The organism is Marinoscillum sp., assembly GCF_965229915.1.
Taxonomy (GTDB): Bacteria; Bacteroidota; Bacteroidia; order Cytophagales; family Cyclobacteriaceae; genus Marinoscillum.
On sequence record NZ_CBDDJZ010000002.1, the window covers coordinates 667,629 to 687,247 of the forward strand.

Below are 19,619 nucleotides of genomic sequence, written 5' to 3' on the forward strand. Positions count from 1 at the left end.
TATTTATTTGATATTTTAGCTCATAAGTTTAAAGAATTGACATTTTCTTCGAGCAAGAAACCTGAAGTCAGCACAATTCATTTAGGCAAACGGTGTATGAAAAAAAATATTTGGGCAATTTTATTCGTAGCGTTCAACCTGACAGCTGGAGCGCAGCAACTACCCGTCGTTTACAACCAGTTCTTCATGAACCCCTATGTCTACAATCCAGCATATGCAGGTGTGGAAGGACATGCGGTGGTTTTTGCTACCTATAAAAAGCAATGGTTAGGTATCGATGGTGCCCCTACAGTGTACAATGCCAACTTCCATATTCCATTAAAAGGAGGACTGGCGTTTGGAGCAATGGCCTACAGCAGACAGGCTGGCCCTTACAACATGTCTTCTGGAAAAGTGTCGGCAGGTTACCTGATCAGTATTGACAGGGAACACTTTTTTAGATTTGGGATGTCACTAGGTGCTGGCACTAACACCATAGATTATACTAAAGTGGAACCCGGAGATCTAAACTCCGACGTATTCAACCAGTTTTCAGCTAATACGTCCTTTATGATAGGTGATGTGGGGGTTGCTTACCATTTTGGTCACTTCAATGTCGGCATCTCTCTCCCCAAGTTGTTCAACTACGAGACGGTCACAACTAACGAAGGTTTTCAGGTGACCCCAAAACCTCAGGACAACATCCTCTTTAAAATGAACTACCGTGGACACATCAATGATAATATAGCCATTGAACCACACATACTTTACCGCTACAACAAATTCTTACCCAATCAATACGAGGGAACAGTCATTCTGCACTTATTACACATTGTTTGGGTAGGAGCAAGTTATCGTCAAGACGCTGGGTTTATTGGACTACTGGGTGCTAAGTTTTACGAAAAACTGGGTATCGGTTACTCTTATGAATATGGTAACCCTGCCAATGCATCAGTACTTGGTGCTACACATGAAATCCACATTGGCTATCATATTGGTACGCGCAAGGAACATGCAGAGCATGTGTCTTCATTCATCAAAAGCCATAGACAATCAGCAGCGGAACGTGCCAAACAGGCCGAACTAGAAAGACAAAGACAATTACAAGCCTTGCAACAGAGTCGTCAGGCAGCTCAGCAAAAAGAAGACGAGGATGCCCTTGGCTTAATATCAGGTGCCAAGACCGAACCAAAACCAAAACCGGATACGCATTGGAGCTATGAACAAGAGAGTGATCCGGTAGAACGAGTTAATCAATTTGGAGAAACTGAGCGCGGAATCAAATTTGACAGAATAAACGAGCAGGGTGAAAAAGAGGTAGTATTCTCATGGCTACCACCGCCTCCACCTGGTGCTAGTGAAGAAACGTATGAAATAGCAAGCCCGAATGAAGAGCCAATGATAAGAACGAAACCAGATGGGACAAAAGAAGCTGGGATTAAATGGATTAGAACTATCGACGGTACGGAGAAAGAAACGCTGATCATTTGGGATGAAATCCTTACCGAAGAGGAAGCAGAGAAGTTGGATCACAACCCTTCTAAAGCTATGTCTTTGGAGAATGCAGTTATTTCTATCAAAGCAGACCCAGTAGCTCCTGTGGTGGAAGAAACACAGCCAGAAGAAGAACCTGAAACCGTTGAAGTAACAGTACCGGTGCAGGAAGAAGAAACAGAACCTGTGGTGGACACCCCTATTGAAGAGAAAAAGCCTGATCCAGTGGTCGAAGAGGTTAAAACACCTGAAAAACCTGTAGAAGAGGAAATAACTCAACAACCGGTGGTGACCGAGGAAGAAAAAGGTGATCCAGCATTGACAGATGACTTCCGTACCCCAGAGGAACTTTCCAATTCTAGTGATCATCTAGTGGTGAAAAAAGGCACACACATGCTGGAGCTTGATGCGGGCAACTATGTGGTGGCTGGAGTATTTGAAAGCTTCCAAAATGCCGAGGATTTAAGTGATCAATTGTTTCAGCGTGGTTTTCACGACACCAGAGTCGGCTATTTGACTGCTCGTGGATACTATTATGTAGTGATATTCCAATCAGATAATCTTAACGCTGCTAATACTGAAAAAAACAGAGTGAAAGGTAAATCTGGCTTATCAGGCGTGTGGGTATTAAAGGTGAATGAATAACATGAAAAAGCTCTTAATCGTTTTTTTTATCGCACTAGGCATTTATTCAGCAAATGCCCAACGACCGATCATCAATGGGCTGGATAAGTACGCTGCCACGGTTAACGAAACTGTGAAGATCAGCGGGAGCAACTTCCCAACTTCCACCGGAAATCTTAGGGTGTCTTTTGGAACAGGACGAGCATCTGTAGTGTCTACAAGTGCCACAGAAATAGAAGTGACTGTGCCTGCCACGGCAACTTACGGGCCGGTATCCGTTACCAATACTTCTACAAGACTGACAGGCAGTTCTACCCAGTTTTTCACCCTCAGCTATGGCGGTAGCAGTTTTAGCGTTAGCAATACCGATACACGACAGGATTTCAATACCAACGAACGCTTTTCTTATGAACTATGTAACTGTGATTTTGATGGTGACGGACTTATCGATGTGGCAGTAGCCAATAATAATTCTGTGGACTTCAATGTGTTTAAGAATACTTCTACAGTAAGTAATACCAATTTCACTCCAGTAATCATCAACTTGCCTGATAATCTGAAACCATCCAATACCATCGCTACACAATGTGCTGATTTAAATGGAGATGGATTGATGGACCTGGTTTTTACATCTGAACAATTGACCAATCGTCAGGTGTTCATCTATCAAAACAATAGTACTGTCGGCACCATACAATTCACTCCAATTACCCCATTCGCATTGCCTACCAAGGAAAATGGAGACTTTAGAGAGCCACGAAGATTTAAAATTGCTGATTTAAATGCTGATGGGAAAGCGGAGTTGATCATTGGAAATCAAAGTGACAACCTCCTACATATTTATCAAAACAATAGCTCTACCGGAGCTATTAGTTTCAATACCACACCAATTGTGGTGGCAGTAACTGGTGCCACTGAGTGTGGTGCCTTGGATGTAGCAGATCTAAACAATGACCAGTTGCCAGAAATTGTGGTTCTCCCATTTTCAGAGCCCAATGAATCAATCTATGTCCTTAAAAATACAAGTGTTACTGGCTCTATCACCTTTGACAGTCCCACTTCCATCGGTACGCCATCACTGCGAAGAAATATTTTCATAGCAGATGTTAATGGAGATCGACTGAACGATATCCTAGCTACCGATCAGTCTGCGGACGAAGTATTTATTGCGATCAACAGCGGAACAGCGGGTAGCTTCAATTATGCCAGTGCAGATTACCGAACAATTGATGTGGACGACCCTTGGGGAATTGCATTTGGAGACTTAAACGGAGACGGAGCTTTAGACATGGCTGTTTCATCTACCTCTAGCGCCACCTCATCCAAAGGTATTTATGCAATGATCAGCTCAGGAGGCTCCACTCCCACTTTTACCAGCACAAGAATAGAAACATTAAGGACGAATAGAAACATTTCCTTGGCTGACTATAATGGAGATGCTAAAATAGATATTGGATTTATTCACGGAAGTGAACAAAACGCTGATGGCGACTTTGCGGTCATCACCAACAGAAACTGTATCAGCCCGACTATCTCTCCTAATAATCTGACTTTCTGTACAGAATCTCCATTTACACTGGAAGCTACAAAATCAGTGAATCACACCTACAACTGGACGGTATCCAGTAATGTGACCATTCAAGCAGGACAGGGAACAGATGAAGCTACCTTTGTGGTAGATTCCGGAACCACTGCTGACATCACAGTGACCATAGCGAGTAGCGATGCAAGTTGTAGTACTTCCACTACCGAAACATTTACACTTACTGGCGAATCACCACCTGCGGCTCCTACAGTGACTGGAGTAACAGGAGTAGTCTGTGGTGGAGATGATTTTACACTGACAGGACCCGATGGACAAGAAGAGTACCAGTGGACACTGCCCGATGGGTCTACTTCCACCGATCAAAGTATCTCTATCACAAGTGCTTTGCCTGATGATGCTGGTGAATATGTCCTGCGTGTAAAACCTGCCGGGAGCTGTTTCAGTAACGCAAGAGTGACTGATGTGACTGTAGATATGCCACCTGTAGTCTCCATCGATAACACTGGCGATGATATCTTCTGCGCAAATTCTAGTGTAACCCTTCAGGTAGCAGATTATGCGGGATATAGCTATCAGTGGCAAATCGATGGAAGCAATACCGGAACTGATGCGAACACGCTCACGGCTTCTTCTTCCGGTGATTATACAGTCATAATTACTTCAGATGCCACAGGGTGTAGTTATACCTCCGATGCTCTTTCATTAAGCGCGTATGCTCTTCCATTACCAGATATTTCTGCTGCTACGGAAGTCTGCACAGATGCTGATATTGTGTTTGATGCGTCTGGAAGTACAGGGCAATCCGGTACCACACTGACTTACACCTGGGACTTTGGAGATGGCTCTAGTGTAGTTTCAGGAGTCAATCCCACTCACACCTACTCCACTGCAGGTACATACACTGTAACTCTCACTACTGGCTATACCGATTTAACCTCGTGTACTTCCACAACAACCCACTCTGTGACAGTTTCTACGGCACCTACCAGTGCAACCATCGCTAGCTTACTCACGCCTGACCCTTCCACTACAGAGAAGTGTCCAGAAGATGTACTTACACTTTCCTTACCCAGCGGATATCAGTCTTATTCCTGGAGCGCCAATGGAACACAGATTAGTGATAGTAATACTGCTGAGATTTCCACGAGCGCCAACCAGCAAAGTGTGGATGTCACTATTGATGTGACTAATGACATAGGATGCGTAGTGAATGGAACAGTAGTGACCGTATCCAACTATGCCGGAGCAGGTTTCAATTTCTCCTCCAGTAATGGCGGAACGGTTGTGAATGATTCCCTGGAGCTAACTGAACCGCTCCGTGAAGTTAATTTAACCGTAGACAATGGTACCAACATTGAGTGGTCACCTGCTGACGTACTGAACACCTCCTCTGGAAACTCCGTTATCGTCTACCCTCGTACACGTGTTACAGTGCTTACTGTCACTGGTAATGATCAGAGTGAAGGACAATGCGAAACAGAAGAACAGTTTACCATCATCTCACCAGGAGTGATCGCCAGAAAATCCTTCTCACCAAATGGAGATGGTATTGGCTATGATTGCTGGGAAATTCTGAATTCGAATAATATCCAGGGATGCACAGTATATATCTATGATGAAAAGGGAAGTATTGTATTCAAAGGCGACTCCCCATTTACGGATGACTGTGTATGGAATGGCAACATCAACAATGGTTCAACCCAGGTTCCAGCAGGAGTTTATTACTTCGTTTTAAAATGTGATGATGGCTCACTGAATCAAACAGGATCCATTCTACTGGCCCGTTAGTTAGTCTCTCTTTATTCCCAATGACTTCAATATTCCCTACTTTCATCAAGATTGAAATTTTTGAAGACTTTTTTTAAATATTTTTAAGTCGATAAAATCACATTGAAAGAAGCACTCATAGATGATTTCGTCGAAATATTGAAAATTAGATTTATTATAATTCAAATACAGGATTTGATTTAATAAAGATCGTAAGATTAGAATAGTTATATTTTTTATAGATATAATTATGTAATTGGTTTTTTATTAAATTTGCTTCGTCGATTTAATGTTTTGGTTTTCTGCCTGTTTATGTAGATTGCCAGAAGGGTTACTTGTACCAGTATAATGGTATGTATGGATATGTTTATCACCTCAGCAGATATGAAAAGTTACCGGGTAAGATTATTAGCATTTTTCACAGTATCACTAAGCCTCTCTTTATCCTCTTTTGGACAGACAGAGATCTGTAACAATGGTATAGATGACGATGGCGATGGCTACATTGACTGTTACGACAACAGTTGTTCAGGTGATGGCGCCTGTGATGATTTCTACGTTGGTAACGCGGTGGTTTGTCAGGAAGAGCCCACTTCCATTCCTACCTTTAAAATGAAGTTACAATGGGGTTCTGAAAATGAAACTGCTGATACTTATGGTACTCCCATGATTGGTGATCTTGACGGTAACGGGATCCCTGAAGTAGTGACTGTAAACTGGCTACAACAAAAGATGTACATACTCAATGGTGCAACTGGTGCAACCATGAACACCATCAACGTACCATTTGACCCTCTCTACCAACCGGTAATCGGTAATGTGATGAACGATGAGTGTGCCTGGATCTTTGTCACAGAGCTGGATCGAAACAATCTGGCCAATTCCTTCACCATCAACGCATATGATTGTAACGGAGACCTACAATGGTCCAAAGACGCCACCAAATTATATGGACCGGGCATTCCTGGCCTTGCAGATTTTAACCAGGATGGAGTACCTGAATTGTACTATAAAAACGAAATTAGAAATGCTCAAACCGGTGACCTGTTGGTAGCTGGTACTGGTGGTACATACGACTGGTATTACGAAGTAGCTTTCGGCGTTCTCGCTTTAGACGTTCTTCCTGACGCCGCATGTAGTGACTGTAGCGGTCTTGAATTGATTACAGGAAGTAAAGTCTATTCGGTAAACATCGGAGCAGGAACAATCACCGAACGTCGCGACATGAATGACATCCTCAATACTATGGGGGAGACAGATTACGAATTCAGATATTATAGAACGGCCATTTCTGCTGCGGACTACAACCTGGATGGAAATGTGGACATCATCATGCCAGGAGCAATTGACAATAGCAGTGGTAGCCCACAAACTACCGTATTCTTATGGGACGTGGCCAATGGCACTGTCGATTTCTACCAAGATGCCGGCAACAACTGGAATAGAGGAACCGGTCGAATAAACATAGCAGATATTGACAATGATGGACTCATGAATGCTGTGTATGTGTCAGGAGAGCAGCTATACGCATTAGATGAAAACCTGGATTTTCAATGGTCCATCGGTATCAAAGAGACTTCTTCAGGGTTCACAGGGTGTACCCTATTTGACTTTAATGGAGATGGAGCATTCGAGATCATCTACCGAAGTGAAGAATCCATCTTAGTAATTACTACGCCCGAATCAGATCCGACAAATCCTGTCATTTCTGCTGAATCAAGAACATGTGTCTCTCGAACAGCTGAAGAATATCCTGTGGTCGCGGATGTGGATGGTGATGGAGCCAGTGAAATCTGTGTGACCTGTACCTACAGTGATGCCACTAGTATCGATGGTGGTAACTGGACTAACACACAGTATGCTCACGTGAGGGTATTTGAAGCAGATGGTGAAGTATGGCAGCCAGCCAGGTCGGTTTGGAACCAGCACGCTTACTTCAATGTCAACGTGAATGACGACCTATCTATTCCATCCGTACAGCAAGACCACACTCGAATATTCGGTACAGTGGATTGTATAACGGGAGTGGCTCGAGATGTGAGACCTTTGAATGGCTTCCTCAACCAATCAACAATTATTGGTGAAGACGGATGTCCATCTTATGTATCTCCAGATATCAATATGGTGGGTAATATTAGCTCTACTATGTCCATCTGTCCGGATAATACCTTCGAAGTAACTTTTGACATAGCCAACACTGGTGATACAGATATTTCGGGCAACCTGCCTATCACCTTCTACGACGGTGACCCAACTGTCGATGGATCTACCCAGCTCAACACACAAATCTACACACTGAGCAACCTGGAAGTTGGGGAGACAGAAACCGTGACTTTGCAAGTGCAAGGAAGTGGAGGAGCTTTTGATCTGTACATTTCGCTTAACGACTATGGTGGCACTCCAGCAATTATCCCAGGAAATAGTGCCGGAATTGTAGAATGTGATCCTGACAATAACATTGACTCCACTCCTGTCACCTACACCCCATTCAGCTTGACTGTAAACAAGCTGAACGACAACCGTAAATGTGAGGACTCCAAACCAGACAATGGTGAAGCAGAAGCGTATTTTGAAGGCACAGTGACCGGTGGAACAGAAAATATTTGGGTGGAAGACTTTGGAGATCCTAGTTTATTGGGAAAAGCAAAAGACGAAACAGGAACTACCGAATGGTCCTCTACCAATACCTCAGGATACACTCCTGACTTTTATGGTGTTGGAACCTCCTTTGGTGACAATGCTTTCGAAGGAGAAGATACTGGCGATGGTGGGGAACAAGGACCAGTCAACTGGACCTCCGAAAGTATCGACATTAGTAACCACACCGACATAGCCATTTCAGTAGACCTAATGTCAACTAGCCAATGCGATGGATCCTATTCCTACTACCGAGACCGGATTCAGTTCTGGTACAATATTGATGGGTCAGGCGATATACTTATGAACCCTGATGACCAGTATGGTGACTTCAGCGACGGTTCCAATTACTACCATGCTACTGCATCCGGTTTGAATGGATCTAATGTCGTTCTAAAGGCCAGAATCATCACTACCGGAAACAACGAAATCATGGCATTCGATAACGTGAAAGTATCGGGAACTGCCTCAGATGTAACCAAAAAATTTACTGAAGCTGACGGTTATACCTTTAACTGGTACAATCAGGGAGATTATTCTTCTATAGTCAGCACTGGAAGCAACTACTCCAACATGGCAGAAGGAACCTATGAAGTAGTAGGTCTCTACTCGGCGTCCAACTGTTACTCAGACACACTGGAAATAACCATCGATCGGGTGGTGCCAACCTTCGAGGTTTGGGTTTACGAAATTGAAGCATTGTCGAGCTGTGTCACTCCTGATGGTGTCATTGGCGCTTTTGCTTACACAAGCCTGAATGGCAGTGGAGAACCTGCTGATAGTTTATTTGAAGAAGACGGATATAGCTTTAACTGGAACCTCGGCTCTGACCCTGGTGGATTGGTAATAGGTACTGGTGACACGATCAGCAACCTCGAAGGTGGTAGTTACTTTGTTACCGTGCTGGACAACCTCACAGGATGTGAATCCGCAGCCTCAGGAGACGTATCATCAGCCATTGCTACTCCAGACTTCTCGGAGATCAATACCTCCTTGACTCACATCACCACCTGCGGTGGTACCGGAGAAGCTGAGGCAGATGTAAATGGAAGTACTGCTGGGTACGACTTTGAATGGTACATAGGGAATAACATCAAAGCCACCCCTGACTTTACCACTTCAACTATCACCGGATTAGCTGCAGGAGATTACCTAATCCGAATCAGAGAGCAATCTTCTGAATGTGTATCCATAGCCGATACCATTACCATATTGGATAACTCCGTCCAACCTCAACCCACGATCACTACCGTTACTGAAAACTCTTCCTGTGATACCTTCAACGGTCATTTGAGTGCTGATGGAGATGGAGCTGGAACAGTGACTGGTTACACCTTTGAGTGGTGGGCTGGCAGCGGTATTGTATCCAACAACAAGCTACCTGGAGCCATCTCTGGTGCTAGTCTTTCTAATAACGACTCGGAAGTTTCTGGAATTCCTGGTGGTAATTACACACTTCGGGTGACCAAGGATGGATGTAGCACAGTAACAAATGTGGTGCTGACAGAGAATGCAATAACTCCTGAATTCAGTGCTATTGAAGATACCATTGACACAGGTGACGCCTTCATTATGGGTGGCTCAGATACGAACAGCGCCTGGATCAGCACTCCTCAAAAAATGGATGGTCTTTCCTCATTTACGATTCAGTACTGGGTAGACCTTACTTCTACCAACTATGGAAATGATCAACGAATTTTTGGTTCTGGAGGAAGCGACGCTTCCCAAGTGCTACTTTGGTCTGACAACCACGATGGTATTGCTTTTATCGTAGACACCTACAGTGGCAGAGGACGAATCAACTCGGGTTACTCAGCTACGGGTTGGGTACAGCTTACCGGAACTTGGGACAACTCCACAGGTGAGATGATTCTGTATGCCGATGGGGTACAACTAGGTTCGACAACAGTTGGTTCTGGAAGTACGGTTAAGAGCCCATATAGCTTTATGAGAATTGGTAGAGACCAACGAAGCAATAAGCAGTTTGTAGGTACAATTGACGAAGTTCGTTTGTACAACAGAGCTCTGGATATTGATGAAATCAGTCAGACTAGATGTATCGAATTGACGGGTACTGAAAGTGGCCTGATCATGTACTACGATTTCAACAACATCACTTCAGCGTCTACTACCGTTACTGACCGGGCTACAGCTGACGGATCAGATGATGGCACCATCATGTCTAGTGGCTTTGGAACAGGTACCAACCCACATAATGTGAAAGTAGCAGACATTACTTGTCCGGAGGACATTGCAGATCACAACACTAGCTGCGATGCATCGAATCCAAATGGATCTGTGAACATTGGAGCTTATATCCAACCGGATACTGCCAATTATGATTTCACACTATACTCGGGCTTCTCCATTACGGGGACTCCACTAGAAGTAAACAGTACAGGTCTATTCGAAGGGCTGGATGAAGGCTTTTACACCATTGTAGCTGAAAATCAATACACCACCTGTGTATCTGTACCTGTTACGGTGAGTATTAACAACATTCCTGACCATCCAAACATTGCCACGACTATTGTAGACGACAATGGCTGTAATGGAACTGGTTCTGGTCAAATCATTGTGACTTCCACGAGTAATGAAGAAGAACCTACAGGATACACCTACCGCATATATGATGGGTGGAACAGTACCACTCAGATTGGAAGCGATGTGGCAGTGTCTAATGGCGTTGTAGGTCACACTTTTACCGGTCTTGAAGATGGCAATTACCGAATAGAAGTGATCAACGATGACCTCACATGTTCATCCTATGAAGATGTGAATGTGGGTGATGATTCCACCAACCCTACGGTGACATCTATAACGAGAATTCAAAATCAAAGCTGTGATACGGGCAATGGACAACTCACAGTAAATATGCCTTCTAGCGCATCAAATTATACTTTTGCTTGGTATACAGGTGAAGTGGTAGATGCAGCGAACTTGTTATCAGAAACATCCAACGTGCTCTCTGGCCTTTCTTCTACCTCCCCGTCTGCTAACGGAAAGTATACGGTAGTGGCCACATTGGACTCTACAGGGTGTGAAACAGCTCCGGCTACACGCACCATGACTGACAACTTCTCCTATCCGGATGTGGTGATCAGCGAAGTACAACCTCAAAACGGATGTGGAGCTGGAGCAGGTGCTAATGGTATTGCTGAAGCTTATGTAGATGTTGCTGGGTCAGAGGAAACAGTCGGTTACACTTTCGAATGGTCAACTGATGGTGTTAACTTCACCTCTCCTATCACTTCGTCCACCATTGGCACACGTGATCAAACGGACGCCACACTTGCAGGTGGTACTACCTACTTCGTGCGCGTTACAGATGATGCAACGGGCTGTAGTGTTATTGAATCCATCACCATTGGCAACAATCCTATTGAGCCAATTCTTTCTGAGATAGCTGCATCTAACCAAGACAACACCGGTTGTAACACCGCTTCCTATGATGGTGAAGCAGAAGTTGCTGTTAGTTGGAATGGTAGCACGATTAGCAATCCGGCCACTTCCGGATATACTTTTTACTGGGAGTACTCGGATGGCACACAAGTGACTGATGTCAACACTATCTCTGGATCTGATACAGAAAATCCTACAGGTTTGCCAGATGACACCTACAAGATAGCAGTACAAGCTCCAAATGGTTGTACGTCAGATACCCTGCTGGTAATCATTGATCACTCTCCATTAAATAACGCGACACTTGTACAGATCGACCCAAATACAGGCTGTACCATCGGTAACGGCTCAATAAGAGCAACTGGAGATGGAAGCACCGCTACCATCGATGATTATGACTTTGAGTGGTTCAGAGGAAACACAACTAATGCAGCCGATTCCATACCTGGACCAGGATCTGCCATACCTTATTCCTTTTACATCAATGACCTTCCAAACGAAATTGGAGGTTTGGATGGCAACCAGGTCTACACGGTTAGAATTACGAGCAAGATTACGGACTGTGTGGTGACACGAACCATTACGGTAGACGATGATGCAGAAAGTCCACTACAAGTAGATGAGACTAAAATAGCCATTACTGCTGCAACTTCTTGCGGACCTAACCCTGGGGGTGAGGTAGACATTTCGGCGATTGTTGATGCTACTTCCAATCCGGGCTTTGATAACGAAAACGGTAGTTTCGAATTACCAGACATGACCAACAACCCAAATACTGGAGCAGGTGGTCTGTTTTATGCCGGTCCTCAAAACAATCCGCGTCAGGCATACTACGACGAAGGACTGGTCCCAGGCTGGGTAACGGATGACCGAATAGACGTGGTAGAATTATACCAAAACGGATATAGCGCTGATGGACACAGTTTTGTGGCGTATGAAGGTGTGCAATGGGCTGAACTGAATGCCGATAGTGAATCAGCCTTGTATTTTGACATGCAGACACAACCGGGTACTACGATGACCTGGAGGTTCGCACATAGAGCAAGAAGAAGTGCAGGAGCAAATCAGGATTGTATGCGTTTGAGAATTGGTGAAACAGGTACCACGATCATTGATAACCTTCCAGAGATTGAAGTCTTCTGTTCCAAGCAAGTTAATGACGCTTCCAACATTCCTGCGAATGGCTCCAGTACTCTAAATGGTTGGGTATTGTATGAAGGAACCTACGAAGTACCAGCAGGTCAGTACTTTACACGCTTTGCTTACCAGGCAGTAAGCTCATCTCGAGGAAGTACCGTAGAGGGTAACTTCATTGATGGTGTAGAATTTTTCATGGATCCATTCACTTTTGATGGTGAACTAACAGACGGTTCTGGCAGTGTACTTCAGGACAACAACGATGGTGTATTTGACAGCCTAGCTGCTGGCACCTACTCACTTCGAGTAACAGACAACTACACCGGTTGTGTTTCGGATCCTATTAACGTGGTGGTACCGGATGAGGTACCAGAAATTTCACCTGTTGCTTCTAACAAAGTTGATAATATTGTATGTGATCCTTCCGCAAATAGGGCTTCTGCTGATGACTATACAGGGGGAATTCAATTTGACCCAACTACTGAAGGCACTAATGAAACATATTCTTTTTCACTGGAGACTGCAGGTGGAACAACCATTGCTAATGATGGATCAACAGGAGGTAACTATATAGATGTTACATACTCTACATCAGGATCACAGTCAGTAGTTTCTGGACTTCCGCAGGGTAACTATGTAATGAATATAGTTGACAATGACACAGATTGTGAAATTGATCATCCGTTCACCATCGGCCTAAGTACCACAGACCCTTCTGCGCTTACTGCTGATATTGCCACCGTGGACAACACCTCGTGTGTGGATGGAAACTATACAGGTACCGCTACCGTCGAAATCGGGGACATCTCCGATGGGGCGGCTTACAACCTCTCTGATTATGAGTTCTTCTGGGCTACTGCTGCTGACCAGGCCACACAAATTGACGATGATGAAGTCCTTGATGATGATGCCAATGGAAACTCTGGAGTAATCGATGGCGATTACATCCTCATCCTGACAAACATGGTTACCGGATGTACTTCTGACCCAATCGATGTAACCATAGACCCTGACCAGCCTACATTAGGTGCCGGGGTATCAGCGCTTACTGCGAATGCCGTTTGTGACTCTACTGCTAACGATCCTGCTAACCCGAATGCTACTGGAGCAATTACCTTTACTCCTACTGGCGGTACTGGTTCTGGCAACTTCTCGTTCGCTCTAGAAACCGCCGGAGGTACAGCTATCGATAACGCTGGGGGTACAACCAACTATGAAGATGTAGCTTTCACCAACTCTGGGGTAACTACTACTACTGTAACTGGCCTTCATAACGGTAACTACATCATGACCATCACTGATGAAACATCAGGTTGTGAAATTGATCATCCGTTCACCATCGGCCTAAGTACCACAGACCCTTCTGCGCTTACTGCTGATATTGCCACCGTGGACAACACCTCGTGTGTGGATGGAAACTATACAGGTACCGCTACCGTCGAAATCGGGGACATCTCCGATGGGGCGGCTTACAACCTCTCTGATTATGAGTTCTTCTGGGCTACTGCTGCTGACCAGGCCACACAAATTGACGATGATGAAGTCCTTGATGATGATGCCAATGGAAACTCTGGAGTAATCGATGGCGATTACATCCTCATCCTGACAAACATGGTTACCGGATGTACTTCTGACCCAATCGATGTAACCATAGACCCTGACCAGCCTACATTAGGTGCCGGGGTATCAGCGCTTACTGCGAATGCCGTTTGTGACTCTACTGCTAACGATCCTGCTAACCCGAATGCTACTGGAGCAATTACCTTTACTCCTACTGGCGGTACTGGTTCTGGCAACTTCTCGTTCGCTCTAGAAACCGCCGGAGGTACAGCTATCGATAACGCTGGGGGTACAACCAACTATGAAGATGTAGCTTTCACCAACTCTGGGGTAACTACTACTACTGTAACTGGCCTTCATAACGGTAACTACATCATGACCATCACTGATGAAACATCAGGTTGTGAAATTGATCATCCGTTCACCATCGGCCTAAGTACCACAGACCCTTCTGCGCTTACTGCTGATATTGCCACCGTGGACAACACCTCGTGTGTGGATGGAAACTATACAGGTACCGCTACCGTCGAAATCGGGGACATCTCCGATGGGGCGGCTTACAACCTCTCTGATTATGAGTTCTTCTGGGCTACTGCTGCTGACCAGGCCACACAAATTGACGATGATGAAGTCCTTGATGATGATGCCAATGGAAACTCTGGAGTAATCGATGGCGATTACATCCTCATCCTGACAAACATGGTTACCGGATGTACTTCTGACCCAATCGATGTAACCATAGACCCTGACCAGCCTACATTAGGTGCCGGGGTATCAGCGCTTACTGCGAATGCCGTTTGTGACTCTACTGCTAACGATCCTGCTAACCCGAATGCTACTGGAGCAATTACCTTTACTCCTACTGGCGGTACTGGTTCTGGCAACTTCTCGTTCGCTCTAGAAACCGCCGGAGGTACAGCTATCGATAACGCTGGAGGTACAACCAACTATGAAGATGTAGCTTTCACCAACTCTGGGGTAACTACTACTACTGTAACTGGCCTTCATAACGGTAACTACATCATGACCATCACTGATGAAACATCAGGTTGTGAAATTGATCATCCGTTCACCATCGGCCTAAGTACCACAGACCCTTCTGCGCTTACTGCTGATATTGCCACCGTGGACAACACCTCGTGTGTGGATGGAAACTATACAGGTACCGCTACCGTCGAAATCGGGGACATCTCCGATGGGGCGGCTTACAACCTCTCTGATTATGAGTTCTTCTGGGCTACTGCTGCTGACCAGGCCACACAAATTGACGATGATGAAGTCCTTGATGATGATGCCAATGGAAACTCTGGAGTAATCGATGGCGATTACATCCTCATCCTGACAAACATGGTTACCGGATGTACTTCTGACCCAATCGATGTAACCATAGACCCTGACCAGCCTACATTAGGTGCCGGGGTATCAGCGCTTACTGCGAATGCCGTTTGTGACTCTACTGCTAACGATCCTGCTAACCCGAATGCTACTGGAGCAATTACCTTTACTCCTACTGGCGGTACTGGTTCTGGCAACTTCTCGTTCGCTCTAGAAACCGCCGGAGGTACAGCTATCGATAACGCTGGAGGTACAACCAACTATGAAGATGTAGCTTTCACCAACTCTGGGGTAACTACTACTACTGTAACTGGCCTTCATAACGGTAACTACATCATGACCATCACTGATGAAACATCAGGTTGTGAAATTGATCATCCGTTCACCATCGGCCTAAGTACCACAGACCCTTCTGCGCTTACTGCTGATATTGCCACCGTGGACAACACCTCGTGTGTGGATGGAAACTATACAGGTACCGCTACCGTCGAAATCGGGGACATCTCCGATGGGGCGGCTTACAACCTCTCTGATTATGAGTTCTTCTGGGCTACTGCTGCTGACCAGGCCACACAAATTGACGATGATGAAGTCCTTGATGATGATGCCAATGGAAACTCTGGAGTAATCGATGGCGATTACATCCTCATCCTGACAAACATGGTTACCGGATGTACTTCTGACCCGATCGATGTAACCATAGACCCTGACCAGCCTACATTAGGTGCCGGGGTATCAGCGCTTACTGCGAATGCCGTTTGTGACTCTACTGCTAACGATCCTGCTAACCCGAATGCTACTGGAGCAATTACCTTTACTCCTACTGGCGGTACTGGTTCTGGCAACTTCTCGTTCGCTCTAGAAACCGCCGGAGGTACAGCTATCGATAACGCTGGGGGTACAACCAACTATGAAGATGTAGCTTTCACCAACTCTGGGGTAACTACTACTACTGTAACTGGCCTTCATAACGGTAACTACATCATGACCATCACTGATGAAACATCAGGTTGTGAAATTGATCATCCGTTCACCATCGGCCTAAGTACCACAGACCCTTCTGCGCTTACTGCTGATATTGCCACCGTGGACAACACCTCGTGTGTGGATGGAAACTATACAGGTACCGCTACCGTCGAAATCGGGGACATCTCCGATGGGGCGGCTTACAACCTCTCTGATTATGAGTTCTTCTGGGCTACTGCTGCTGACCAGGCCACACAAATTGACGATGATGAAGTCCTTGATGATGATGCCAATGGAAACTCTGGAGTAATCGATGGCGATTACATCCTCATCCTGACAAACATGGTTACCGGATGTACTTCTGACCCAATCGATGTAACCATAGACCCTGACCAGCCTACATTAGGTGCCGGGGTATCAGCGCTTACTGCGAATGCCGTTTGTGACTCTACTGCTAACGATCCTGCTAACCCGAATGCTACTGGAGCAATTACCTTTACTCCTACTGGCGGTACTGGTTCTGGCAACTTCTCGTTCGCTCTAGAAACCGCCGGAGGTACAGCTATCGATAACGCTGGGGGTACAACCAACTATGAAGATGTAGCTTTCACCAACTCTGGGGTAACTACTACTACTGTAACTGGCCTTCATAACGGTAACTACATCATGACCATCACTGATGAAACATCAGGTTGTGAAATTGATCATCCGTTCACCATCGGCCTAAGTACCACAGACCCTTCTGCGCTTACTGCTGATATTGCCACCGTGGACAACACCTCGTGTGTGGATGGAAACTATACAGGTACCGCTACCGTCGAAATCGGGGACATCTCCGATGGAGCGGCTTACAACCTCTCTGATTATGAGTTCTTCTGGGCTACTGCTGCTGACCAGGCCACACAAATTGACGATGATGAAGTCCTTGATGATGATGCCAATGGAAACTCTGGAGTAATCGATGGCGATTACATCCTCATCCTGACAAACATGGTTACCGGATGTACTTCTGACCCAATCGATGTAACCATAGACCCTGACCAGCCTACATTAGGTGCCGGGGTATCAGCGCTTACTGCGAATGCCGTTTGTGACTCTACTGCTAACGATCCTGCTAACCCGAATGCTACTGGAGCAATTACCTTTACTCCTACTGGCGGTACTGGTTCTGGCAACTTCTCGTTCGCTCTAGAAACCGCCGGAGGTACAGCTATCGATAACGCTGGGGGTACAACCAACTATGAAGATGTAGCTTTCACCAACTCTGGGGTAACTACTACTACTGTAACTGGCCTTCATAACGGTAACTACATCATGACCATCACTGATGAAACATCAGGTTGTGAAATTGATCATCCGTTCACCATCGGCCTAAGTACCACAGACCCTTCTGCGCTTACTGCTGATATTGCCACCGTGGACAACACCTCGTGTGTGGATGGAAACTATACAGGTACCGCTACCGTCGAAATCGGGGACATCTCCGATGGAGCGGCTTACAACCTCTCTGATTATGAGTTCTTCTGGGCTACTGCTGCTGACCAGGCCACACAAATTGACGATGATGAAGTCCTTGATGATGATGCCAATGGAAACTCTGGAGTAATCGATGGCGATTACATCCTCATCCTGACAAACATGGTTACCGGATGTACTTCTGACCCAATCGATGTAACCATAGACCCTGACCAGCCTACATTAGGTGCCGGGGTATCAGCGCTTACTGCGAATGCCGTTTGTGACTCTACTGCTAACGATCCTGCTAACCCGAATGCTACTGGAGCAATTACCTTTACTCCTACTGGCGGTACTGGTTCTGGCAACTTCTCGTTCGCTCTAGAAACCGCCGGAGGTACAGCTATCGATAACGCTGGGGGTACAACCAACTATGAAGATGTAGCTTTCACCAACTCTGGGGTAACTACTACTACTGTAACTGGCCTTCATAACGGTAACTACATCATGACCATCACTGATGAAACATCAGGTTGTGAAATTGATCATCCGTTCACCATCGGCCTGTACCTCCGGCGGTTTCTAGAGCGAACGAGAAGTACCACAGACCCTTCTGCGCTTACTGCTGATATTGCCACCGTGGACAACACCTCGTGTGTGGATGGAAACTATACAGGTACCGCTACCGTCGAAATCGGGGACATCTCCGATGGGGCGGCTTACAACCTCTCTGATTATGAGTGAACGGATGATCAATTTCACAACCTGATGTTTCATCAGTTGTGAAATTGATCATCGTTCACCATCGGCCTAAGTACCACAGACCCTTCTGCGCTTACTGCTGATATCGGAACAACTCCTAATACAACCTGTGATCCAGATAACTATACAGGTACCGCTACCGTCGAAATCGGGGACATCTCCGATGGGACGGCTTACAACCTCTCTGATTATGAGTTCTTCTGGGTACTGCTGCTGACCAGGCCACACAAATTGACGATGATGAAGTCCTTGATGATGATGCCAATGGAAACTCTGGAGTAATCGATGGCGATTACATCCTCATCCTGACAAACATGGTTACGGATTTACTTCTGACCCGATCAATGTCACTATTGGGGAAGTTTGCTACGATTACTATGTCACCAAGTGAAGATCAAGTGATTTTGGTTGTTCAGGAACTAATACGGGTCAGATTACCGCCTCGATTTCTGGAGCCCACAGGATACTTTGTCTTGGTATAGTGGTACTTCAGCAACAGGAACAGCTATAAATACAACTACTGATGCAGACAATACAATTTCAGACCTAACAGCGGGTTTCTACATCGTAGAGGTTCAGAACAACACGACCTTTGTACTGAAAGGAATAATTGAAGTAACGAGCAGAGCATAACTCTGACACCAAACACTAGCTCTACAGATCAAACAACTTGTATTCCAAGGATGGAACAGCAACGGTGACTAGTGTTACAGTTGGAGGTAGCCTGTTGGGCACTCACCTGAAAACAAATATGATTGGTTCCTTGGTTCATCACAATTGGTATCAATTCCATTTGACAATTTATCAGGAACCTTCTTAGAGGAGAGTGATAAGTAGTGGCGAAACAGCTAGCATTGTGGCATATGATAATTCTGGAAATATTATTGCCCTAATTTAAGCGGGACATTTCTGCTGATGATGCTATCTCAGGAGCTGTTTCCAGTGCAACAGCATC

General features: G+C 45.5%; 3 protein-coding genes. All 3 read left to right on the forward strand.

Annotated elements, in window-relative coordinates:
• Window positions 1–96 precede the first annotated feature (96 nt).
• The gene (locus tag ACO067_RS24815) at window positions 97–2,118 is read left to right on the forward strand and encodes a PorP/SprF family type IX secretion system membrane protein (protein ID WP_421879931.1); all 2,022 of its coding nucleotides are present in this window, start codon (window positions 97–99) and stop codon (window positions 2,116–2,118) included.
• 1 nt (window position 2,119) lies between these two features.
• Window positions 2,120–5,431 (forward strand): FG-GAP-like repeat-containing protein, encoded by a 3,312-nt coding sequence (locus ACO067_RS24820; RefSeq protein WP_421879934.1) that lies wholly within the window; start codon window positions 2,120–2,122, stop codon window positions 5,429–5,431.
• Window positions 5,432–5,794: 363 nt separating this feature from the next.
• Window positions 5,795–18,646 carry a LamG-like jellyroll fold domain-containing protein gene (locus tag ACO067_RS24825; RefSeq protein WP_421879937.1) on the forward strand — a complete coding sequence of 4,284 codons (12,852 nt, stop codon included), beginning with the start codon at window positions 5,795–5,797 and terminating at the stop codon, window positions 18,644–18,646.
• The last annotated feature ends 973 nt before the right edge of the window (window positions 18,647–19,619 follow it).

Bases quoted from the DNA above. Each gene is read 5' to 3' on its own strand.
- ACO067_RS24825 (WP_421879937.1), top strand. From the start codon at position 5,795: ATGAAAAGTTACCGGGTAAGATTATTAGCATTTTTCACAGTATCACTA.
- ACO067_RS24815 (WP_421879931.1), top strand. From the start codon at position 97: ATGAAAAAAAATATTTGGGCAATTTTATTCGTAGCGTTCAACCTGACA.
- ACO067_RS24820 (WP_421879934.1), top strand. From the start codon at position 2,120: ATGAAAAAGCTCTTAATCGTTTTTTTTATCGCACTAGGCATTTATTCA.